Origin of the sequence: Amphritea sp. HPY, from assembly GCF_050870985.1 — a bacterium.
Taxonomy (GTDB): Bacteria; Pseudomonadota; Gammaproteobacteria; order Pseudomonadales; family Balneatricaceae; genus Amphritea.
This window is the reverse complement of sequence record NZ_CP194015.1, coordinates 2497014-2519822: the sequence shown is the minus strand read 5'-3', so window position 1 is coordinate 2519822 and position 22809 is coordinate 2497014. Positions and strand designations below refer to the sequence as shown.

The following is a 22809-nucleotide window of genomic DNA, read 5'->3' as shown; positions in this document are numbered from 1 at the left end:
TTACTGTTAGGTTTTTGGAATAAAGTGCCAGTAAATGAAAATTGATGAGACCGATCTGAAAATCCTTTCTTTGCTACAACAGGATGGCCGACTGAGCAATGCCGAGATCGCTGAGCAAGTTGCCCTGTCACCTTCCCCTTGCTTGCGTCGTTTACGCCGGCTGGAGGATGAAAAAGTGATAGAAGGCTATCGTCCGCTGCTCAACCGTCAGCATATTGGCATGGGGATGACCGTGTTTGTGCAGATCAAACTGCAGGATCACAGTTCCGACTCGGTCAACGGATTCGAACAGGCGGTTCAGGAGATGACTGCGGTGGTTAGCGCCAGTACTGTTTCCGGTTCCGCTGATTATCTGCTGGAAGTAGTGACCCGGGATCTTGAGGATTACGATCTGCTGGTTCGGCAGCTGCAAAGTCTGGATATGGTGCGGGAGATAGAAAGTAATTTTGCCCTTCGTTCGGTGAAAAGAGGGGCACCACTACCGCTGAAGTTATGACTAATTTCAATTCGCCCTCACAGTAGGATGTGAGGTAAAACAATCAGGAGTTGCTAGCCCTGCTGACCTAGGTGCCAGTCATGGAACTCGGCAGCAGGCATTGGCCGGGCCATCAGGTAACCCTGAATCAGATCGCAGTTCAGCTCACGCAACAGTTCGAACTGGACTTCTGTCTCTATCCCTTCGGCAACCACCTTCAGGCCCATTACCTGACTCATCTGGATAATTGATGCCACAATTTTGCGGTCAACGTCGCTGTTATCGATATTGATCAGGAAGCTACGGTCGATCTTGAGCACATCCAACGCCATGTTGCGTATATAACTGAGACTGGAATAGCCGGTACCAAAGTCATCGATCGCCACTTCGATACCTGCCGCACGCAATGTGCTGATGGTTGCCTGGGTTTCTTCCAGGCAGTGCAAAAAGCTGGTTTCCGTTAATTCAATCGAGAACAGATGGAGCGGCAGGCCTTCATTTTTAAGCTGATTGATAATCCGATGGGCAATATTGCGGTCCAGCATCTGCTTAGCTGATACATTGATCGCGATAGGGAGTTCTATGCCTTGCCGGAACCATTCTGCCCCCTGGCGAGTCGCTTCATAGAGCACAAAGTTGCCAATTTTCTCGATCAGGCCAATATCTTCAGCCAGTGGAATAAATTCGGCAGGGGAAACAAAGCCAAGCGTGGGGTGTTTCCAGCGCAGCAGTGCTTCGGCACCCTGGGTCAGACGGGTATGAGCACAGACTTTAGGCTGGTAATAAAGCTCAAATTCATTATTCACAAGTGCTTGCTGCAGATCATTTCCCATCTGGTAGCGAGACTGGATCTGCCGGTGCTGCTCCGAAGAGAAGAACCGGAAGCTGTCGCGGCCAAAGTCTTTTGCCTGGTGCACTGCCGAATCGGCACATTGCAGCAGCTCTTCTGCGTTGTCCGCATCACCGGGGAAAAAGCTGACCCCGATGCTGATAGTGGCCTTAATCTGCACCCCTTTAATCAGGATCGGTTGATTAACGGCGTTTTGCAATCGGCTGAGGAGCGCGCTTATGGCCTGATTACCATTGATATCGGTAAGAATCAGGTTGAACTCATCGCCACCAAACCGTGCGACGGTGTCGCCTTCATCCATTTGCTCTTCTATACGCCGGCCAATCTCCTGCAGTACCTGGTCGCCTGTATCGTGACCATAGAGGTCGTTGATGCGCTGAAAGTAGTCCAGGTCGATGTAGGCCAGAGCCACCTGATGGTCATGTTCTTTGGCATAGCTAAGCGCAAGATGAAGCCGATCATTAAACAGTTTGCGATTGGGCAGGCGGGTCAGCTCATCGAAGTAAGCCAGGCGTTTGATGCGGGCTTCTGATTTCTTTATCTCGGTGAGGTCGGAGAAGATTGAAGCGTATTGGCTGATGTCGCCGTTATCATCTTTGATGGCTGTGATGCTAAGCCATTCAGGGAAAATTGTGCCGTCTTTGCGTTTATTCCAGATCTCGCCCTGCCAGAAATCGTTCTGGATCAGGCTATGCCACATAGTTGTATAGAATTCAGCGTTATGCCGACCGGAGCTAAGTATATTAGGATTCCTGCCCAGGACATCGGATCTCTTATAGCCGGTAATCTCAGTAAATGCCGGATTTACCCGCTGGATCCGGGCATGTTTATCGGTTATGACGATCGCTTCCATCGAAGTATCGATCACCTGCTGGGCCAGTTTTAGATTATGCAGTGATAGCTCCAGTGCCTGATCCCGTTCCTCGAGCAATTCCCGTAGCTGCCGCACATAATCCAATTCAGCGCTGCGCAGAATATCATTATAGGAAAGCAGGCCGGTAATGGCGCCGCTGGCATCCTTCACAGCCAGATGGTGGAAACCATGCTGGCGGAATATTTTTCGTGCGCTGTATAGGCTGCTATTTTGCCTGACGGCTATAAGGCTGTTGCTGCAACAGTCACCCAGCCGGGTATCAATCAGGCCCCGGGCCAGCATTGCGATGACATCTTTAGCGGTGAGAATACCGAAAGCTTGTTCCTGCCGGGTGACCAGAAGCGCTGATTGTTTAGAGTTCTGCAGTGCTTTGATGGCATCTTTCAGGGTCAGATCAAGCGATAATTTCAGCGGTGTTTTATTCGCAACATCGGCGACCGTGCGCAGGAAAAGGTCGTACTCCATGCCCTGACTATTGACGACATCGTTTTCAGACAGGATTCCAAACAGGATTCCGAACTCATCAACCACGACCAGATGCCTTAACTGCTGTTCAACCAGTAAGGCGCTGGCTTCGTCGATCGGTACATCATAGTCGATGGTGGTTACCGGGCTGGACATAAAATGCTGCAGCTCAGTGGTTGAGATGTCTCTGTCCTGTTGTACCAGACTAATTACATCTGCTCGTGTCACTATGCCGATCGGCAGGTTTTTGTCACAGACGATGATGCTGCCAATACGGTGTTTAGCCATCAGGCGGATCGCTTGTTCCGCGCTGGATTGAGGAGAACAGGTAATCAGATCTGTCCGGGCTATATGGCGTGTAAGCAGATCATTTTTCAGGTTGGGAAGCTGAGACATTATCCGATCTTGATTAGGTTGCGTGAGTTTGAAAATTTGGCGGATATTAGCACGTTCTTTTGAAACGGTAGAAGCGGCCCGATACCCAAAATGGTGGAATTGTTTCAGTATTATTAAAACAAAATCATTTAGAAATTGGATCTGAATAAATTGTTCGAATACTACAGCAAGCTATGTCGTTAAGAGTTGTGCCAGATCATGTAAGGAAGATGATCTGACACATTGTTTGCCCTGTCTGGATTTGCAGGGCGGATAGATCTGTGGATATAGGGAGCTGACTTAACCGATCACCCCTTCCATCGGAGATGACGCGCTGGCGTAAGCTTTACGCGGCATTCGGCCGGCTAGATAGCCTTCGCGACCACACTCAACCGCTTTACGCATCGCCTGGGCCATCAGCACCGGATTTTGGGCATGGGCGATGGCACTGTTCATCAGCACGCCTTCGCAGCCCAGCTCCATCGCAAGGGTTGCATCTGATGGAGTCCCCACGCCTGCATCGACAATGATGGGTACATTAGCGTTTTCCAGAATCAGGCGGATGTTATGGGTATTCTGCAGGCCAAGACCCGAGCCGATTGGCGCCCCTAAAGGCATCACTGCAACGCAGCCCATCTCTTCAAGGCGCTTTGCAATCAAAGGATCATCACTGGTGTAAACCATCACCTGAAAGCCATCGTTTATCAGGGTCTCTGCGGCCGCAAGGGTTTCGGTGACATTGGGGTACAAAGTCTTGTCATCACCCAGTACTTCAAGTTTGCACAGGTTGTGGCCATCGAGCAGTTCCCGTGCCAGGCGGCAGGTGCGTACCGCTTCTTCTGCGGTATAGCAGAAGGCTGTATTCGGCAGGATGCAGAACTCGTCCGGTGGCACGACATCCAACAGATTCGGCTCGCCCGGATTCTGACCGATATTGGTCCGACGCAGGGCAACCGTGACAATTTCGGCACCACTGGCGCGGATTGCCGCGCCGGTTTCGCTCAGGTCCTTATATTTACCGGTGCCGACCATCAGGCGGGAATTGAAGCTGCGCTCGCCTACGATAAGAGGGTCATTGAGAACGATATCGGATGTCATGCTTGTCTCCTAAGTTCTTGATAGATTTGGTTTTTGTTTGGAATGTGGCCACCCAATTAACCGACAGCCGATTTGGCTGTAGCTGATCTGACCGACAGTCGATCTAACCGCCTCCGACTGCACGTACGATCTCGACCCGATCACCCTCACGTAGCCGGGTCACGGCATGCTGACTGCGGGGAATGATCTCCTGGTTTACTTCTACTGCGATGCGTTTTTCGCTCATACGCAATGTTTCCAGAAGCTGTTGCAGGTTGTCTGCAGTGATTAGCTGCATCTTTTCGCCGTTAACGGTTAGTCGAATCATCATAGAACCTCATAGATCGGGCCGAAAAGGGTTCAGCCACTTTATTATTTTGATTCTGCTCATACTGGGAAACATCGCCTCTGCCTTTAAGGACCAGATTCCCGGTGCTTGTGAGTCCAGCTTTTTCAATCCGGTGAAGGTGGCGATATGAATTTGTTAACCTGGCTGAAAGCCCCGCAGTTGTTGCTGGCATCATATATCGCTGGTATCTGGTTCTAACTGGTTTTTACTGTTGCCAAGTAGCTTATGAGTCATGGACGGGCTGCAGGATAAAACTGTTTTTGCCTTCATACGTTAACGATGCCTTTGGACTGTAAAGGTATCGGACAAAGTTTAGTAAGCCGGAAGAGGGAGTTTAGCTCCCACCTCTGCATAAAAATAAAAGTACCCTCAGAGGAGGTAAGCATGACTTACAACGCTAACGAATTTGATGCTAAAGAGATTGTTGGAAACGACCGTAAACACGTTTGGCATCACCTTTCCCAGCACAAACCATATGAAGAAAGTGATCCTATGGTTATCGTAAAGGGTGAGGGCATGCGGGTATGGGATGCCAAAGGTAATGAATACCTGGATGCAGTATCCGGCGCAGTATGGACAGTAAATGTTGGCTATGGTCGTACTGAAATCGCTGATGCGGTACGTGATCAGCTGGTCACTATGAACTACTTTGCTCAAACTGCCGGTAACGTTCCAGCAGCGCAGTTTGCTGAAAAACTGATCGAAAAAATGCCGGGTATGAGCCGTGTTTACTACTCTAACTCCGGTTCTGAAGCGAATGAGAAAGCGTTCAAAATGGTACGTCAGATCGCCGAGAAGAAGTATGGCGGCGTGAAGCACAAGATTCTGTTCCGCGAGCGTGATTACCACGGTACGACTATTACTGCACTGAGTGCTACGGGTCAGTTCGAGCGTAAGAACCAGTACGGACCTTTCACACCTGGTTTTGTTGAAGTGCCACATAACAGCGAATACCGTGCGCAGGAAGGTTCTGACGCTGAAAACTATGGTGTCTGGGCAGCAGATCAGATTGAGAAGGTAATTCTGGCAGAAGGTCCTGAAACAGTCGGTGCGCTGTGTCTTGAACCTATCGTAGCCGGTGGTGGTGTGATTGAGCCACCTCAGGGTTACTGGGATCGTGTTCAGGAGATCTGTAAGAAGTATGACATCCTGCTGCACATCGACGAAGTAGTCTGTGGTCTGGGTCGTACCGGTAAGTGGTTCGGTTACCAGCACTACGGCATCAAGCCAGACATGGTTACTATGGCTAAAGGTGTTGCATCTGGCTACGCGGCAATCTCTTGTACTGTTACTACTGAAGCAGTATTTGATCTGTTCAAAGAGCCTGAAGATCCGCGCATGGATTACTTCCGTGACATCTCCACCTTCGGTGGTTGTACTGCGGGTCCCGCTGCTGCTCTGGTTAATATGCAGATCATCGAAGATGAGAATCTGCTGGAGAACGTTACTCAACAAGGTGAATACCTGAAGGGTCGTCTGAACGGGCTGATGGAAAAGTACGATGTAATCGGTGATGTACGTGGTAAAGGTCTGTTTGCCGGCTTCGAAATGGTTAAAGACCGTACCACTAAAGAGCCTGTTGATGAGAGCCTGGGTATGGCTATCGGTGCTCACTGTATGCAAAACGGTGTGATCATCGGACGTACCAACCGCTCGTTTAAGGAGCTCAACAACACTATCTGTCTGGCTCCTGCACTGATTGCTACTCAGGCAGATATCGACAAGATTGTTGATGCGATTGATAACGCGCTGGCTGAGCTGGCACCAAACGCTTAATACTGCCATTGGTATTGTCTGACTTATAAACAGCCAGTCTGTTAGCAAGTCCGTCTACCGGGATTACTACCGCCTGCCTCCACCGGGCAGTGGTAATCCCGGTATTTTTGTTACCTCAAATTAATCATTGCAACAAACGAGTTATATGGCCGGGTTGCAGTGAGCTGATAACTATTCTTGTCAGAACAGTTATTAAATATCTGTTGTATTCGGTGGAGGGAAAGCCTGTTTTCCTATATATATACGAGTCTCTCAAATAAAAACAACAACATAGAGAGATCTATTCGCTGAAAAACAGCGCTGATTAACTATACTAAAAACGCAATGACCGCCGTATTTAACCCGATCAATCATTGTCAGCTGCTGGGAATCAACTGATCAATGAGGGTTAAATTGTGTTTGCCGGTTCAGACCAATGCGTTACTGATTAAGGGCAGAGCCAATGTTTCAGCTTTTTCATTTGACCCCGGGGCAGGGCGGAAGCCTGCAGCAACAGCTGCGGGAACAGATAGCCTCGGCTATCCTCAACGGGAATATACCGCAAGATAGCCCGTTACCTTCCAGCCGTAAGCTTTCTCAACAACTCAATGTTGCCCGTAATACTGTAGTGCTTGCCTATGAGCACTTGCTGGATGATGGTTATCTGATCGCAAAAGAACGCAGTGGTTACTATGTTAATCCGGATATTCTTAATGGCCAGGTAAAGGCCGAAGTGCCGCAGGGTGCTGATGATGGGTTTGAGGCAACCTGTCCTCCCGATTGGGAGAAACGCTTCAAACTCAGACCCAGCGACCAGACCAATATAGTTAAACCACGGGACTGGCAGAAATACACTTATCCGTTTATCTACGGTCAGTTTGATGCCTCATTGTTTCCAACAGTGAACTGGCGCGAGTGCTGCCGAGATGCGGTGAGCGGTCCCGCGATCAGTGACTGGGCAGCAGACCGGGTTGATAATGATGACCCCTTGCTGGTGGAGCAGATCCGCACCCGACTGTTGCCGCGCCGTGGTGTATGGGCTTCTGCAGATCAGATTCTGGTTACCGTGGGAGCTCAGCAATCGCTCTATATGATCGCCAAGTTACTGCTGGATCATCAGAGTACTATCGGCCTGGAAAATCCAGGCTATGTGGATATCCGCAACATCGCCAGCCTTAATCCGTCGCAGATTAAACCTATTTCGGTGGACCAGGACGGCATGCTGGTGGACGATCAGCTGAAAGGTTGCGATCTGGTATATACCACGCCGAGCCATCAGTGCCCGACCACGGTGACGATGCCGATCGAGCGGCGCTATGAACTGCTGCGCCGTGCCGATGAGGAAGATTTCCTGATCATTGAAGACGACTATGAAAGTGAAACTAACTTTAAGTCAAACCCGATTCCGGCGCTCAAAAGCCTGGATAAGAATGACCGGGTTATCTATATCGGTAGCTTGTCTAAGACTCTGGCGCCGGGTTTGCGACTTGGGTATCTGGTCGGACCGGCTGAGCTGATTCGCGAAGCAAGAGCTTTACGACGGTTGATGGTGCGCCATCCGGCGGCTAACAACCAGCGCTCAGTAGCGCTGTTTCTGGAGCGGGGTTATCACGATTCCCTGATTATGAATATTACCCGCAACTATCAGACCCGCTGGCGGGCAATGGATGAGGCGCTGACTAAGTACCTGCCTGAATCCCATAACCTGCCAACCTTTGGTGGTTCATGTTATTGGGTTAAAGGTCCGGAAGGTTTGGATGCAGATGAACTGCAGAAGCTAGCGAAGGAGGAGAGCATCCTGATCGAGTCGGGGACCGTGCACTTCCTTGAAGAGCCTGCGCCGAAGAACTATTTCCGCTTAGGTTACTCCTCTATCTCTACCGATCGGATCGAGCCGGGTATTAAAAGGCTGGCTGAACTGATCCATTCGATGGTCTGAATCAGCTGCTGAGTGCTTGTGGGAGCGGCGCCCCGCCGCGATGAGTTAGTTTATCGGCGCGAGGCGCGCCTCCCACAATTATTTGCAACATCCTGAAGCGCTTTTTATTATCTGGATTAGACGCAGATCAGAAACTGGTTCCATATGCTAACTACTTGTTTTATATCTATTTTCTCTCTTTTCTCTGTCTGGCTCAACGCATACCTCAAAACTGGTTCTACTGAGTTTGGGGCCACCCTCCTAATCTGTAAGCACGTTATCCGTTTACGCAATGCTTTTTTTGCATATGCCACCGGGACGGAAGTTACCGTTGCTTTAAGGTGCAGGTTCCTAAGGCCTTACAGCGCTTAATCGATTAACTGGTTCTGGCGGTGGTTTTGCCACCCCGATTACAATAATAAGGAATTCAAATATGGCTCGTATGACTCCTAGTGAAGCGATGGTGGAAACCCTCGTTGCAAACGGTGTAACCGACTGCTTCGGTATCATGGGTTCAGCGTTTATGGACGCGATGGACATCTTCACTCCTGCAGGCATCCGCCTGATCCCTGTTGTTCACGAGCAAGGCGGCGGCCACATGGCTGACGGTTACTCTCGTGTTTCCGGTCGTCACGGTGTTTGTATTGCGCAGAACGGTCCTGGTATCACTAACTTCGTAACTGCAATTGCTGCAGCTTACTGGGCACACTCTCCGGTTGTATGTATCACGCCTGAGACCGGTACTAACACACAATGGCTGGGTGGCTTCCAGGAAGCTCAACAGCTGCCATTCTTCGAAACAATTACCAAGTATCAGGTAACTGTTACCAACAACACCCGTATGGCTGAATACACGGCTCGCTGCTTTGACCGTGCTATGCTGGAAAACGGCCCGACTCAGCTGAACATTCCACGTGACTTGTTCTACGGCGATATCGATTGTGAAATTCCTGCACCGATCCGCATCGAGCGCGCTGCCGGTGGTGAAGAATCACTGAAAGCGGCTGCTGAATTGCTGGCAAACGCTGAATTCCCGGTAATGATCTCCGGTGGTGGTGTTGTAATCGGCGATGCTTTCGACGAAGCAATTGCTATCTCTGAGCAGCTGGGTCTGCCAGTTGTAAACAGCTATCTGCACAACGACTCATTCCCTGCATCTCACCCTAACTGGTGTGGTCCTCTGGGTTACCAGGGTTCTAAAGCAGCGATGAAACTGATCGCTAAGGCTGACGTTGTACTGGCGTTGGGTACCCGTCTGGGACCATTCGGTACACTGCCACAGCACGGTCTGGATTACTGGCCGAAGAACGCTAAGATCATCCAGGTTGATTGCAACCCTAAGATGCTGGGTCTGGTTAAGAAAGTTGACGTTGCTATCTGTGGCGATGCTAAAGCAGCAGCTAAAGCGATCATGGGTCTGATGGAAGGCCAGCCTGCCAAGTGTCTGGAAAACCGTGCCGCGCGTGAAGCTGAAGTTGCAGCTGAGAAAGCGTCTTGGGAGAAGGAACTGGACGAGTGGATCCACGAGCGCGACGATTACTCCATGGAGATGATCGACCAGCAGAATGGTGAAGAGGGTAGCTACCTGCACCCACGTCAGGTTCTGCGTGAGCTTGAAAAAGCAATGCCTGCTGATGTAATGGTGTCTACTGATATCGGTAACATCAACTCTGTTTCTAACAGCTACCTGCGTTTCGAACGTCCACGTTCTTTCTTCGCAGCGATGGCATTCGGTAACTGTGGTTACGCACTGCCTACTATGATCGGTGCTAAAGTTGCTGCGCCAGAGCGTCCGGGCATCTCTTACGCTGGTGACGGCGCATGGGGTATGTCTATGATGGAGATCATGACCTGCGTACGTGAAGATATCCCTGTGACTTCGATCGTATTCCACAACCGTCAGTGGGGTGCTGAGAAGAAGAACCAGGTTGATTTCTACAACCGTCGTTTCGTTGCCGGCGAGCTGGAAAACCCTAGCTTTGCTGATATCGCACGTTCTATGGGTGCGCAGGGCGTAGTTGTAGACAAGCTGGAAGATGTTGGTCCGGCTCTGAAAGCAGCGCTGAACGATCAGATGGAAAACCGTAAGACAACTGTAATTGAGATTATGTGTACCCGTGAGCTGGGCGATCCGTTCCGCCGCGACGCACTGTCCCGACCAGTTCGTCACCTGGATAAGTACAAAGACTTCCAGTAAGCGACATTAGTAACAAAGAGATGCTCTGAATAAAGAGCATATGAAAACCGAGGGCCATCCGGCTCTCGGTTTTTTTCCCGAAATAGTAGTGAGAGAGCACTGAAATAGCAGTTTTTATGCACCAGAGGCTTTTGAATAAGGTACTGACAGTCTGATCAATACTACTCTCCCAGCGAGTGGTAGGCCTTTTATTACCGGACCCCATTTATCCGGTTTGATCCGACTGTTTAGTGCCTTATTCAAAGGCTGACTGAACAATACCAATCACACCAGATCCAGCCCCGGATAATAATAAAAAGGAATCACCATGAAGGCCCTGAATAATATTTTCAAACGCGCCAGTGAAGATCCACGTCGAGTCGTTCTGGCTGAAGGTGAAGACCCCCGTATTATTGAAGCCGCAGTCACTGCCACTGCGCGGGGCATTGCCGATGTTACCTTGCTGGGTAATGCTGCTAGTATCGAAGCTAAAGCTGTCGAGCTGGGGCTGGATCTTAAAGCTATCGCGCTATTAGATCCGACCGCTTCCGATGCTGCACAGCGTTACGCTGATGCCTTTTATGAGCTGCGCAAAGCCAAAGGCATGACCCCGGAAAAGGCCGTAGAGCTGATGCAGGATCCGCTGCATTATGCGCAGATGATGGTGCATCTGGATGATGCTGATGGCTCAGTCTGCGGTGCGGTGTATACCACTGGCGATACAGTACGCGCGGCTATCCAGATTATCGGTATGGCAGAGAATGCCAGCATGATCTCCAGCTTCTTCCTGATGATGCTGTGCGAACCGTTCCATGAACTCAAAGGTGGCGTGATCTTCTCTGATTGCGGTCTGGTCATCGATCCGAATAAAGAGCAGCTGGCCCAGATTGCGATGTCGGCTTCCAACAGCGCCAGAACTCTGCTTGAAGAAGAGCCAAGAGTCGCTATGCTGTCATTCTCTACCAGCGGTAGTGCCAGCCATGCGGCGGTGGATAAAGTTGTTGAAGCAACCGAGATCGTCAAGCAACATATGCCGGATCTGGCGATCGATGGCGACGTCCAGCTTGATGCCGCTATCGTAGCTGAAATTGCCGAACGTAAAGTGGCAGAATCAGCCACTCAGGGTAAAGCTAACGTGCTGGTGTTCCCGAATCTTGAAGCGGGCAATATCGGCTACAAGCTGGCCGAACGGATCGGCAAGGCCGATGCTATTGGACCGATTCTGCAAGGCCTGAAAAAACCCGCCAACGACCTGTCTCGCGGCTGCAGTGCCAACGATGTGGTGAATGTAATCGCTATTACCGTAGTACAGTCTCAAACGCTTTAACGGCACCGCTGATAAAGCAGACCGGGGCGCTATGCGTCCCTCGCTAGATCGCAAAGCAAGCTTTGCTAGCTAGAACGTCGCTTCGCAACTCGCTAGTGGCTAGAAAAAGCGTGAATACTCAGACTTGTGGGAGCCACGCCTTCGTGGCGATTGATTTGGCACTATGTATATTCTCGGGACGAGGGCGTCCCTCCTACGAATGGTAAACTGAGCGCTGCGGTGCTTTACTAACTAGAATGCGACTTCGTCGCTTGCTAGTGGCTAGAAAAATCAAAAGCAAAAAGCCTTCTGAATATAGAGCTGCCAGGGCAAACTCTGCACTTAGTAAGAATTGTAGGTTGGTTTGAGCGAAGCGAAGCCCAACAAGCCGTCAGGCCGACCCCAAAGCGGTAAGTAATAGTGGCTGGATCGCCGCTTCGCGGCTGGCTAGAACGCGCTGCGCGCTTGCTAGTGGCTAGAAAAATCAAAAGCAAAAAGCCTTCTGAATATAGAGCCTGCCAGGGCAAACTCTGCACTTAGTAAGAATTGTAGGTTGGTTTGAGCGAAGCGAAGCCCAACAAGCCGTCAGGCCGACCCCAAAGCGGTAAGTAATAGTGGCTGGATCGCCGCTTCGCGGCTGGCTAGAACGCGCTGCGCGCTTGCTAGTGGCTAGAAAAATCAAAAGCAAAAAGCCTTCTGAATATAGAGCCTGCCAGGGCAAACTCTGCACTTAGTAAGAATTGTAGGTTGGTTTGAGCGAAGCGAAGCCCAACAAGCCGTCAGGCAGACTCCAAAGCGGTATGTTGCAGTGACTAGAACCCTCTGCGCGCTTTCTAGTGGCTAGAAAAATCAAAAGCAAAAAGCCTTCTGAATATAGCACCTGCCAGCTAATCTTGATAAACACCCATCCCCTGATACGATGATTGGTAATAATTACAGATTGGCGCTGAGCGATGCGCAGCATCTCTGTATTAAAATGTCAGGAGTCTCATTCCGTGCTCACATGCCCCCATTGTCGCCATGAGATTTGTATGAGGAAGCTGCCCCATCCGGGGTTCTTTGCTAACTATCGAGTTTGCCCCCATTGCGAGGGTCTGTTCACACCGGATACAGACACAAAAAAGAGGCAAGCGCTTAGTATATTCATAGCAACCATCTCCTTAGTTTTTACACTGCTACTCTACTTCGGGCATATGGGATGGTTGGCTCCGGCAATTGTCAGTTATCTTGTTTTAGGGCTGATTATCTATTGGGGTAATAAGCGGATGTTCTTAGTTCCCTATGAAAAAACTAAGAACGCAGACAACAACCACTGACTAGTGGTTATTGCTGGATATGAGAAGAGTCTTTAACCGGACTTACAACGCAAGAGTCTTTAATCGTAGTTGTGCCGGTATGCTGATCAGTGCCGGGGCGTCCATATATGTCCCGTTACATAGCCTTTTGAAAGTCCCAAAAAACTATCTCTACACCCCCTGGTTACGCCATATTCCAGTCCCATATTGGGAAAGCGATAGTGCTTGCATTTACATAAGGGCACACTAATATAAACGCTTGTTTGAAAAGATGCAGGGAGCAACTATGACTGAAATAAAAGGAACGCCGGGGGATGATACCCTTATCGGTACAGCAGAGCCTGAAACGCTGCAAGGCGGCGAAGGTGATGACAGCCTACACGGCGAGGGCGGCAATGATCGGATCAATGCCGGTGATAATGACGATTCCCTCCATGGTGGTGATGGCAATGACCACTTAAACGGCGGTAATGACAACGATCAGCTCTATGGTGATGCCGGAGATGATCTGTTAAACGGCGGCCCCGGAGACGACACTGTTGTTGGAGGGGAAGGTGATGATCGGGTTTTTGGTTCGAGCGGTGACGACACCCTCAGCGGTGGTGACGGCAACGATCGGATAGGCGGCGGCACCGGCGATGACTATGTTGACGCAGGTGTTGGCAACGACACCATCTGGACCGGAGGCGGAAATGACACTATTTATGGTGGTGACGGCGAAGACTGGATAAACGCGGGCAAAGATAACGATTATGTTGAAGCGGGTGCCGGTGATGACAGAATCATCGCAGGTAATGGTGATGACTTAGTCTATGCCGGGGATGGAAACGACAACGTCCGGGGTGGCTTTGACAATGATGAACTCCACGGTGGTAATGGTGACGATCTTGTTGATGGCGGCTTTGGTGACGATCTGATCTGGGGCGATGTTGGCAATGATCACCTGAAAGGTTCCACAGGCTCAGACACATACTATTTCAAAGCAGGGGGCGGTCAGGATCTGGTACGCGATGTCGGGCTGACCGGGAACACAGATACCGATACTCTGATATTTGATGATCTGTCCCAGGCCAGCCAGCTCTGGTTTTCTAAAAAAGGCACTCACTTAGTCATAAACATTGTCGATTCGGACGATCAGGTAAAAGTCCTGGACTGGTTTGTTGACGACAGGTTTAAAGTAGAAACGATCAATCTGGATAGCGGCCTGAGCATCGATAAAGCCAATATCGATGCACTGGTCATTGCTATGGCAAGTTTTGATGTGCCCTCCGGTGTCGGTTCTGCGCTGGATCCAGCGATTGACTCAGCTACCTGGGAAACGACATTAACCACAAGCTACTGGACATAGCTGACGCGCTTCGCTTAGTTGCTAGAACCGTAGAACAAGTTCGACTCGCTAGAACGCAGCTACGCTGCTTGCTACTAGCTAGAAAAAGCCTTAAAAGCGTTCTTTTTGAGTATTACCGGGTCGATTGTTATTTGCTACGTAAGAGAGGATTGGTTTTGTAGGAGGCGCGCCCTCGCGGCGATAATCGCGGCGAGGGCACCCCTCCTACAGATCGCCTCGCTCAGTGGCTAGAATAAGCTAAAAAGCAGATGCTAGATCATCGCTCTGCGAGTAGCTAGAACGGAGGGTAAGCCTTCCTGCTAGCTAGAAAAAGCATAAAAGCCTTCTTTATAGGTTTTGGTGAGTAGTCAACTGTGTGCTTATGATGTAAGCGAGTGAAGTAGAAAAATAACGCGCCTTTGTGAAGTGACCCCATTTTTTTTAATTACTTTCAGATAGATAGTCAGTTCGACCTCAGACAATTCATTTTCAAGAAAAAGTTGATGGGTTTTTAGGCGATATCGCATGTGTGATATAAGATACGCTTGTCCAACTTTGTTAGCCGCCTTTCCCACTTCGTTTGTCGAGCCAAGACCTGCTTAAGGGCATTAAAGATGTTAAGTGTTAAGTCTGAATTTCAAGCCTTATGGATAGGTGAGAAACTATCAATCCTGGAACACCTCTCCCTGAAATCTTTTGTGGTAAATGGCCATAATGTGACGCTTTATACGTATGGGCCGGTAGATAATGTACCAGATGGTGTAGTGCTGGCTGATGCGGGTGAGATACTCCCTGAGAGTGAGATTTTTGTTTATAAAAATCGTAAGTCATATGCTGCTTTTGCTAATTGGTTTCGCTATAAGCTGCTACTTGAGCGTGGTGGTTATTGGATTGATACGGATGTAGTGTGTTTACGCCCCTTTGATTTTGAACGGCCGGTGGTTTTCGGCTATGAGGAGAATCAGCGGGTCAATAATGCAGTGATCGGTTTTCCAGCCGGCCACTCGCTTATGAAGCATATGGAGGCTGTATGCCGTAATCCTAACCAACTATTGCCTTATGATAACCGCAAGACGGTCTGGAGAAAGCGCCGCAGAAAGTATCTCAAGGGCAATCAAAGGGGAGATCTGGTTTGGGGGGAAACCGGCCCGGGTGGTTTGAGCAATGCCCTAAAGTACCATGGGATGATGGATCAGGCGATGCCATTCATTGCGTTTTATCCGGTGACCTGTTCATGCTGGCAAAGTATTTTTGATGATACCTTTGCCGATTCGGCTGATCTCTTTTCTGGAACATATGCAGTTCATCTGTGGAACGAGATGCTGCGTCGGGATGGGTTAGGCAAGGATGATACGTTTTCCTTTAATTCGCTCATTGAGCAGCTGAAACGAAGATATGATGTGGTGTGACTTACCGTTGTGCCTGCCCAGAAAGACCATGGTTTACAGCATGTTGTAGCTGAATTTACTAAGGGACATATATGTCCTTTCCATGCCAGTGCTCTGACCTGATATCCTGATAAATTTGCATCAAAGTATGCCTGTCCAGCCATTAACTGTTTCGATCAGTGGCTAGATCGCGGCTTCGCCGCTAGCTAGAACGGAGGGCAAGCCCTCCAGCTAGTCGCTAGAAAAAGTCTTAAAAGCGTTCTTATCGGGTTATTCAGTTCGGCTCCTCCCCACTATGTAAGAAGGGGGGGGGCGTCTCGTAGCGAGGTACTCTAAGGGGCATGCCAGTGCCCCACTCACAGGACGCTTTGTAAACGGCAGAGCAGGCGAAAAGGCCGTTGCCTGAACGCTGCAGGATGCTGGTTTGATAGCAGAGGCAAATTTAACTGTGGCGTTATTTACAGCCTTTTCTGGTCGACTTTCTCGGCCAGAAGGCACAACATTTCCCACATCAGGGTTGCGCCCACCAGAGCGGTTGCACCGCTTGGATCAAATGGCGGGGAGACTTCTACCAGGTCTGCGCCAATAAGGTTTAGTCCGCGCAGGCCGCGCACCATCTGTTGCGCTTCTACAGTAGTCAGACCGCCTATTTCAGGGGTGCCGGTACCCGGGGCGAAGACCGGATCGAGGCAGTCGACATCAAAACTGATATAGGTAGCCTGATCCCCAACCACGTCACGGGCAACTTGCAGCGCTTTGTTTACACCCAGTTCGGTAAACTCTTCCATACGCATAACCCGAATACCCTGTTCCAGGCCCCAGTCATCGTCGCTTTCGCTATAGAGTCCGCCCCGTATACCGATCTGAACAATCCGCTTTGGATCAAGGATCCCTTCTTCGATGGCGCGGCGAAATGGGGTGCCATGGGTATACTTACAATCACCAAAATATTTATCCCAGGTATCAGTATGCGCATCGAAATGAACCATGCCTAAAGGGCCGTGCTTTTTTGCCAGCGCACGCAGTACCGGTAAGCTGACCAGATGATCACCACCGGCCCCGAGCGGAACAATATTCTGTTCAACCATCTCAGAGACAAACTGTTCGATCATGTCGAGGGTGGGCTCTATCTGTAAAGGGTTGACCGGTGCGTCACCGAAGTCGGCACAGTTAGCCAGTTTAAAAGGACTCAGCTTAAGTACCGGGTGTACCTTGCGCATCAGGGCTGAAGCGTCACGGATCTGTCGCGGACCGTGACGAGCACCGGCGCGGTTGGTTGTACCACCGTCCCAGGGAATACCGTACAGACCTATGTCCGCCTGGGGAGCTTGAGCGATGCTGTAATGGGGCAGGCGCATAAAGGTTGCAATGCCGGCGTAACGGGGGACGGTTTCAGAAGCCAGAGGGCTGAAGCTAAGCTCTTGTTGATCAGACATTTTGGTTCCTCAACTCATTAAGTAAAGGTCTACTTTATGAGTTGAAGTCTGTGCAATAAATGGCAAATGTCGCAGGTAAAGTTGCTCAAATTAGAAACTAATATGAATACTACGGGCCGCCTGACTTTAACAATAGGCCCGCCTTTAACGAGAGTCTTTTGTACCGACGGCAGCAAATTCTTTAAAGGCTTTGAGCAATGCCTGACGTAGCATGTTGGGGCGGGAATCCCGTCGTACAATGACTTTAAACGGTACTTTATAATTGAGGGTATCGGGCAGCAGCGCCCGCATTAACTGCTTGTCACTCCAAAGGGCTGCGTAGTGCTTAGGCAAAAAACCGACATACTGGCCGCTGAGAATCAGGGTGGCAATGCCTTCCACCTGATATGAGGTGGCGCTGGCCTTCAGCTGTGGGAATTGTTCTCTGAGCATGACTGAATGGGTGTAACCCGGGGCAATAAAATCATGCTGACTGATAGTATCGATGTTGATCTGATCGGTTGGAACGCTGAACAGGGGGTGATTGTGGCCACAGTAGAACAGTGATGTTTCGTAGTACAGGTCATAGTATTCCAACCCCGGCAGATCATGATGCTGAGGTACTATGCCGATATTGAATCGTCCTTCGATAATGGCCCGCTCGACCTCATTCGGCGCGGCAACCTGCAGATTAATTTTGACCTCGGGTTCCTGCTGGTGGAATGCCCCCAATATCTCAACCACCGGCGAGTTGGGATCGGTGAGCATATTGTCGGTAAGTCCCAGTGTCAGTTCGCCAATCAGGCGGCTGTGAACGGCATTAACGTTAGCCCGGAATTTTTCCAGATCAACTAACAGCTCCTGGGTGGCTTCATAGACAAGTTTGCCATGATCAGTCAGCTGAAATCCGGAACGTCCCCGTTGGCACAGGTGCATATCCAGTCGGGTTTCCAGATCGGACATCTGTCGGCTGATAGCTGAACGGCCGATGTTAAGTTCGACTTCAGCAGCTGAAAAACCGCCGCATTCCACGACTGTTTTAAAGATACGCAGTAGTTTCAGGTCGACATCTGCAATTTGACCTGACAGGCTGGATCGTTTCATAAGCTGGGTATCATTGTTAATGAATACATCTCAGATTAACCCAAAAAAGCCCTGCAGGCATAGCCTGCAAGGCAACTCAGAAATGGTTATTTAGTCGGGTTAAACCTTTTTAACCGGTTAAGCTTTTAGTCAGATTAAACTATTAGTCAGATCAAACCTCGTTACGACCGAGCAGGCGAAGGATGCGATTCAGTTTGTCCTTACCACCAATACTGTCATAGTGTTTCGGCCATACTGCGGTGGTAGCTTTTTCTATCCATTCTTTCTCGCCGTTTGCCGGATCGCTAATCACCATGCCTTTCTCGACGAGTTGCTGTTTGATCCGTGCCTCATTAGCGGTGAGGAACTCTGCGCTATGTTTGGTGGCGACTTTTCCCGCTTCAATAATTGCCTGCTGAGTTTCAGGTGTTTGTTCCTGATAAACGCTTTCACTCATGATCAGAGGCTCAATGGAGAAGATATAGCGAATATTTGTCACATACTTCTGCACCGTATCGAATTTCATCGCGTCGACAGTCACATAGGGATTGTCCTGGCCATCAACGACACCCTGTTGCAATGCTGTGAAGGTTTCCGACCAGGCCATAGGGGTCGGATTACCTCCCCAGGCTTTATAGGTATCGATCATAATCTCATTCTTCGGCACCCGAACAATGACCTGCTGCAGATCTTCTAAGGTTTCAATCGGTTGCTTGGAGTTTGTCAGTACCCGGAATCCGGTATAAGCCCAGCCAACAATCCGCACACCGGCATCGTTCACTGTATTTTCAACCAGCTCGGCACCGACTTCGCCCTGGGTCAGCAGCTCGGCTTCTTCGAGGCTTTGAATAACATAAGGCAGGGTAAAAACGCCGACGGTAGGGGAGAATGGCGTTACGTTATTAATCGCCAGAATCGAAAAGTCCAGAGTGCCAAGGCCAGCTTCAACAACAGTATCCTGCTCGCTTCCCAACTGACTACTCATGAACAGCTGACCACTGAATTGGCCGTTTGTATTGGCTTCCAGTTGCTCAACAAACTTCAGGCCAAATGCATGCTGTGAGCTACCTTCAGAATCACCGCCGGCAATTTTCCAGGTTGTCGCAGCGAAACCGCTGCTGCTGCCGAGCAGTAGTGCTGTGGTCAGGGATAACGCTATGGCATTATTATTTTTATACTTCATATCAACCTCAGAGTAATTTTGTTTATCACCAGAGACCTGTAGCGGAATAGCCGCCCTGTATGACAAGTCTGAAATCATCCTGCGCCAAATTTTCGAGTGATTAAATGCAAACTTTCTGCTGTTTAGTTGTAACTTTGGGAAACAATAAAGGAGCAGTGGCTAGAAAAGAGAGCGTAGCTCGTGGCTCGAACGCAGCGAGCTGCTTGCTCGTAGCTCGAAAAAACAAAAGCGTTCTTTTAAAATCACTTTGATAAAGACAACTTTACACTCAGTAAGATGGGTCTGGCACGGATTTATTCCCCTTCTGTGCAGAACTGTAGGTTGGGTTAGCGAAGCGTAACCCAACATTTCAGCCAATGCTCCGCTCCTATCAGCAATCCTCCCTAAGCCAGATTTGGCCTTTCTGATTAATATCAACGCGAATTATTGCCAGATGCATATGATGTCTCACTTTTTAGCGTAGATAAGAAGCGCGGATTTAAGGTGAAGACAGAGCATGCAACTTTACGAACATATCAATGGTCTGGGACGGGATCTGAAATCACGCTTTGGCGAAAAGGTCCACAAGCTGACGATCAACGCATCTTTCACCTGTCCCAACCGTGATGGCACATCGGGTCTTGGAGGCTGTACCTTCTGCAATAATGCCTCATTCAATGGTAAAACCGGTTCTCAGCTAAGCATCCGTGAGCAGCTGGAAAACAGTAAACCCGGTATGCGGGCAAAACGCTACCTGGCCTATTTCCAGACCTATACCAATACCTATGCAGAAGTCGAAGAGCTGCGCCGGCTTTATGAAGAAGCCCTGACGACAACTGATATTGTTGGCATCTGTGTCGGTACACGACCAGATTGCGTACCCGATGCCACCCTCGATCTACTGGCGAACTATCAGCAGCAGGGATACGAAGTCTGGCTGGAGCTGGGCCTGCAATCCTCATTTGATAAAACCCTGGATCTGATCAACCGTGGGCACCACTTTGATGCTTATGTCGATGCCGTAAAGCGGGCGCATCTACGCGGCCTGAAAATCTGTACCCACCTGATTATCGGCTTGCCCGGTGAAGCACCTGCCGACAGCCTGATTACGTTGGAAAGAGTGCTAGATGTGGGCTGTGAAGGGCTTAAACTGCATCCTCTGCATATCGTCAGGGGCAGCCAGATGGCCCGGCAGTGGAAGAACAATGAGATACAGGCCATTGCCCAGCATGACTACGTTGAAGTTGCCGCCAGGATGATTCAGCAGACCCCCTGGGACGTGGTCTTCCATCGGGTCTCCGCCACCGCCCGCAAACCCACACTACTGGCCCCGGAATGGTGTAATGACCGCTGGCCGGTGCTCAACCAGATTGCTCAGAAGCTTGTTGAAAGTGGAGGGCAGGGCAGCAAGCGCAGCGCTTAGTGGCTAGAAAAAGAGAGCGTAGCTCGTTGCTCGAACGCAGCAAGCTGCTTGCTCGTGGCTCGAAAAAACAAAAAGCGTTCTTATCGGATTATTCAGTTCAACTACCTCCAGCTACGTAAGAAAGATCTGGTTTTGTAGGAGGCGCACCTCGCGGCGATAATCGGGGCGAGGGCGCCCCTCCCACAGGAATATTTCATCTTAGCCCTCACAAATTAATGCGTAAGGTACGCTTGGCACGGAAATACTTCCCCTTCTGTGCAGCCGAGCACATCGTGCCCTTTGGGTATTGCAGGTTACAAATGGATCAGTGCGAAGAATGTTTGAGGCTGCTTTTTGGCCGAGTTCTCTTCGCACCCATTTGTAAGCGAAACGCGCAGGGGAGTTGGCGCAGCCAACCAAACAGCAGGGGCGGCTTTGGATTGTTAAGGTCTTTGCCCGCGCAAAGACCTTGACTCGCCAACAAGGCGAAACCGGACCTTCGGTAAAAATCAATGCCAAGGAAAAACAACAAACCAAAATGAGCAATACCCGTTTCAGATCAATTGTTTGCCAACCCGCTTTAAGGCACTATCAAGACAAAGGATACGCGCAGCCTCAAGCAACAAAAGGCTGCGCAACTGATCAAATGAGTTTACTCATTTTCAGCGGACGAGAATGAAGTAGCTTTTTCCTAAGCTTTTCTCTGAATTTTATACCGGACAGCTGATTGATAACCCGCAAAGCAGGCCTGCCATGCAAGCATGGTCAACTATGGCAGGGCGCAATCAGCAGTAGTGCAAAGAAAAACCAATAGAGCATGTGAAGCTCATAAATCAGATGAGGGAAGGTAATGAAAAAAATATTTATAGCTACTGCCGTGGCAGCGTCACTGTTGTCTGGTTGCGCCTCTGTTCCTATGGATACCCCAGAAAAAGCCGCTTTGGCAAAGCAGTTTAACCCGCCAACTGAAGGACATTCTGGATTGTATATCTATAGAGACAGTGTTTTTGGGGCCGCGTTAAAAAAGGATGTCTGGGTTGATGGTAAATGCATTGGCGAAACGGCACCGAAAATATTCTTCTACGAAGAAGTGACGGGTGGTGAAGAGCATCAGATATCAACAGAATCTGAGTTTTCACCCAATGACCTTCTGGTTAAAACAGAGAGTGGTAAAAATTATTTCGTGAACCAGTACATCAAGATGGGTGCTTTTGTCGGTGGAGCAAATGTCGAACTTGTCGATGAAAACACCGGCAAACAAGCCGTTGCAAAATTAGACCTGGCGATGAAGGGTATTTGTAGTAAATAAAATAGCGCTTCGCGCAGTAGCTAGAACGCGACTGCGTCGCTCGCTAGATCGCAAAGCCAGCTTTGCTGCTAGTGGCTAGAAAAACGCGCTTCGCTCAGTGGCTAGAACCGTCGAACAAGTTCGACTCGCTAGAACGCAGCTACGCTGCTTGCTAGTAGCTAGAAAAAGCCTAAAAGCGTTCTTATTGAGTAGTACAGGTTCGACTGTTATTTGCTACGTAAGAGGGGATTGGTTTTGTAGGAGGCGCGCCTCGCGGCGATAATCGCGGCGAGGGCGCCCCTCCTACAGGTCGCTTCGCTCAGTGGCTAAACCGCTGAATAAGTTCAGCTCGCTAGACGTGACTTCGTCACTTGCTGGTAGCTAGAAAAAACCTAAAAGCCTTCTTTTCTACTGATCCAGTTTGCCTACTCCTTACTACGTAAGAAGGGTCGGCTGTAGGAACCGCGTTTCTCATCAGAAAACAACAAACCAAAATGAGCAATACCCGTTTCAGATCAATTGCCTAGCACCCCACGATAAGGCGCTATCAGGACAAAGGAAATGCGTAGCCACAAGCAACAAAATGCTGTGCAACTGATCAAATGAGTTTACTCATTTTCAGCGGACGAGAATGAAGTAGCTTTTTCAAAGCTTTTCTCAGAGTTTTAGTTCCTGGCAGTGGGCTGGTACCTGTGCGAGTGATTGCTATGTGTTGTTGAGGTATGCCTGTCCCCTCGTTACTCTCTTCGTTCCATATCTGGAAGTGAAATAGCAGTGACACCATTAAATTGATTAGGGTCAGGAGAAGTCTGTTTTTTTAGGGCTCGGC

16 protein-coding genes are annotated in these 22809 nt (G+C 49.7%); 10 read left to right on the top strand and 6 right to left on the bottom strand.

The features are described 5' to 3' along the window. Nucleotides 1–34 precede the first annotated feature (34 nt). On the top strand, nt 35–496 hold the full coding sequence (locus tag ACQUQM_RS11290) for an Lrp/AsnC family transcriptional regulator (RefSeq protein WP_432474602.1): 462 nt from the start codon (nt 35–37) through the stop codon (nt 494–496). 53 nt (nt 497–549) lie between these two features. On the opposite strand, the gene ACQUQM_RS11285 is transcribed toward ACQUQM_RS11290, so the two are convergent. From ACQUQM_RS11285 to thiS, 3 genes are all read right to left on the bottom strand, one after another. Next, complete coding sequence (locus ACQUQM_RS11285; RefSeq protein ID WP_432474601.1) at nt 550–3060, bottom strand: EAL domain-containing protein; 2511 nt, start codon at nt 3058–3060, stop codon at nt 550–552. Nucleotides 3061–3339: 279 nt separating this feature from the next. Then, nucleotides 3340–4137 (bottom strand): thiazole synthase, encoded by a 798-nt coding sequence (locus ACQUQM_RS11280; RefSeq protein WP_432474600.1) that lies wholly within the window; start codon nt 4135–4137, stop codon nt 3340–3342. Between the two features lie 103 nt (nt 4138–4240). After that, nucleotides 4241–4447, bottom strand: coding sequence for a sulfur carrier protein ThiS (thiS, locus tag ACQUQM_RS11275; RefSeq protein WP_432474599.1), 207 nt, complete (start codon nt 4445–4447; stop codon nt 4241–4243). 402 nt (nt 4448–4849) lie between these two features. Between thiS and ACQUQM_RS11270 the strand changes: the two genes are divergently transcribed. From ACQUQM_RS11270 to ACQUQM_RS11245, 6 genes are all read left to right on the top strand, one after another. Continuing rightward, the gene (locus tag ACQUQM_RS11270) at nt 4850–6241 is read left to right on the top strand and encodes an aspartate aminotransferase family protein (RefSeq protein ID WP_432474598.1); all 1392 of its coding nucleotides are present in this window, start codon (nt 4850–4852) and stop codon (nt 6239–6241) included. Nucleotides 6242–6683: 442 nt separating this feature from the next. Further along, the gene (locus ACQUQM_RS11265) at nt 6684–8159 is read left to right on the top strand and encodes a PLP-dependent aminotransferase family protein (RefSeq protein ID WP_432474597.1); all 1476 of its coding nucleotides are present in this window, start codon (nt 6684–6686) and stop codon (nt 8157–8159) included. A 412-nt stretch (nt 8160–8571) separates the two neighbouring features. Then, a complete protein-coding gene (gene xsc, locus ACQUQM_RS11260; RefSeq protein WP_432474596.1) occupies nt 8572–10335 on the top strand; it encodes a sulfoacetaldehyde acetyltransferase in 1764 nt (587 codons plus the stop codon). A gap of 307 nt (nt 10336–10642) precedes the next feature. Next, nucleotides 10643–11641: a phosphate acetyltransferase gene (pta, locus tag ACQUQM_RS11255; RefSeq protein WP_432474595.1), complete on the top strand. Its 999-nt coding sequence runs from the start codon at nt 10643–10645 to the stop codon at nt 11639–11641. Between the two features lie 1560 nt (nt 11642–13201). Continuing rightward, nucleotides 13202–14263, top strand: coding sequence for a calcium-binding protein (locus tag ACQUQM_RS11250; RefSeq protein ID WP_432474594.1), 1062 nt, complete (start codon nt 13202–13204; stop codon nt 14261–14263). A 593-nt stretch (nt 14264–14856) separates the two neighbouring features. Then, on the top strand, nt 14857–15651 hold the full coding sequence (locus ACQUQM_RS11245; RefSeq protein ID WP_432474593.1) for a glycosyltransferase: 795 nt from the start codon (nt 14857–14859) through the stop codon (nt 15649–15651). Between the two features lie 437 nt (nt 15652–16088). Here ACQUQM_RS11245 and speB read toward each other — a convergent pair whose 3' ends face one another. The 3 genes from speB to ACQUQM_RS11230 form a co-directional block, all read right to left on the bottom strand. Beyond that, nucleotides 16089–17066: an agmatinase gene (gene speB, locus ACQUQM_RS11240; protein WP_432474592.1), complete on the bottom strand. Its 978-nt coding sequence runs from the start codon at nt 17064–17066 to the stop codon at nt 16089–16091. A gap of 144 nt (nt 17067–17210) precedes the next feature. Next, nucleotides 17211–18149 carry a LysR family transcriptional regulator gene (locus tag ACQUQM_RS11235; RefSeq protein WP_432474591.1) on the bottom strand — a complete coding sequence of 313 codons (939 nt, stop codon included), beginning with the start codon at nt 18147–18149 and terminating at the stop codon, nt 17211–17213. A 151-nt stretch (nt 18150–18300) separates the two neighbouring features. After that, on the bottom strand, nt 18301–19311 hold the full coding sequence (locus ACQUQM_RS11230; RefSeq protein ID WP_432474590.1) for a TRAP transporter substrate-binding protein: 1011 nt from the start codon (nt 19309–19311) through the stop codon (nt 18301–18303). A gap of 496 nt (nt 19312–19807) precedes the next feature. On the opposite strand from ACQUQM_RS11230, the gene ACQUQM_RS11225 reads away from it, so the two are divergent. The 3 genes from ACQUQM_RS11225 to ACQUQM_RS11215 all read left to right on the top strand — a co-directional run bounded on the left by ACQUQM_RS11225 (nt 19808) and on the right by ACQUQM_RS11215 (nt 22001). Beyond that, nucleotides 19808–20713, top strand: coding sequence for a TIGR01212 family radical SAM protein (locus ACQUQM_RS11225; protein ID WP_432474589.1), 906 nt, complete (start codon nt 19808–19810; stop codon nt 20711–20713). Between the two features lie 382 nt (nt 20714–21095). Then, on the top strand, nt 21096–21371 hold the full coding sequence (locus tag ACQUQM_RS11220; protein WP_432474588.1) for a hypothetical protein: 276 nt from the start codon (nt 21096–21098) through the stop codon (nt 21369–21371). 171 nt (nt 21372–21542) lie between these two features. Beyond that, nucleotides 21543–22001 (top strand): DUF2846 domain-containing protein, encoded by a 459-nt coding sequence (locus ACQUQM_RS11215; RefSeq protein ID WP_432474587.1) that lies wholly within the window; start codon nt 21543–21545, stop codon nt 21999–22001. The last annotated feature ends 808 nt before the right edge of the window (nt 22002–22809 follow it).

What these genes read in the sequence shown, in the direction of transcription:
- ACQUQM_RS11290 (WP_432474602.1), top strand. Translation starts at nt 35, where the DNA reads ATGAAAATTGATGAGACCGATCTGAAAATCCTTTCTTTGCTACAACAG.
- ACQUQM_RS11285 (WP_432474601.1), bottom strand. Translation starts at nt 3,060, where the DNA reads ATGTCTCAGCTTCCCAACCTGAAAAATGATCTGCTTACACGCCATATA.
- ACQUQM_RS11280 (WP_432474600.1), bottom strand. Translation starts at nt 4,137, where the DNA reads ATGACATCCGATATCGTTCTCAATGACCCTCTTATCGTAGGCGAGCGC.
- thiS (WP_432474599.1), bottom strand. Translation starts at nt 4,447, where the DNA reads ATGATGATTCGACTAACCGTTAACGGCGAAAAGATGCAGCTAATCACT.
- ACQUQM_RS11270 (WP_432474598.1), top strand. Translation starts at nt 4,850, where the DNA reads ATGACTTACAACGCTAACGAATTTGATGCTAAAGAGATTGTTGGAAAC.
- ACQUQM_RS11265 (WP_432474597.1), top strand. Translation starts at nt 6,684, where the DNA reads ATGTTTCAGCTTTTTCATTTGACCCCGGGGCAGGGCGGAAGCCTGCAG.
- xsc (WP_432474596.1), top strand. Translation starts at nt 8,572, where the DNA reads ATGGCTCGTATGACTCCTAGTGAAGCGATGGTGGAAACCCTCGTTGCA.
- pta (WP_432474595.1), top strand. Translation starts at nt 10,643, where the DNA reads ATGAAGGCCCTGAATAATATTTTCAAACGCGCCAGTGAAGATCCACGT.
- ACQUQM_RS11250 (WP_432474594.1), top strand. Translation starts at nt 13,202, where the DNA reads ATGACTGAAATAAAAGGAACGCCGGGGGATGATACCCTTATCGGTACA.
- ACQUQM_RS11245 (WP_432474593.1), top strand. Translation starts at nt 14,857, where the DNA reads ATGTTAAGTGTTAAGTCTGAATTTCAAGCCTTATGGATAGGTGAGAAA.
- speB (WP_432474592.1), bottom strand. Translation starts at nt 17,066, where the DNA reads ATGTCTGATCAACAAGAGCTTAGCTTCAGCCCTCTGGCTTCTGAAACC.
- ACQUQM_RS11235 (WP_432474591.1), bottom strand. Translation starts at nt 18,149, where the DNA reads ATGAAACGATCCAGCCTGTCAGGTCAAATTGCAGATGTCGACCTGAAA.
- ACQUQM_RS11230 (WP_432474590.1), bottom strand. Translation starts at nt 19,311, where the DNA reads ATGAAGTATAAAAATAATAATGCCATAGCGTTATCCCTGACCACAGCA.
- ACQUQM_RS11225 (WP_432474589.1), top strand. Translation starts at nt 19,808, where the DNA reads ATGCAACTTTACGAACATATCAATGGTCTGGGACGGGATCTGAAATCA.
- ACQUQM_RS11215 (WP_432474587.1), top strand. Translation starts at nt 21,543, where the DNA reads ATGAAAAAAATATTTATAGCTACTGCCGTGGCAGCGTCACTGTTGTCT.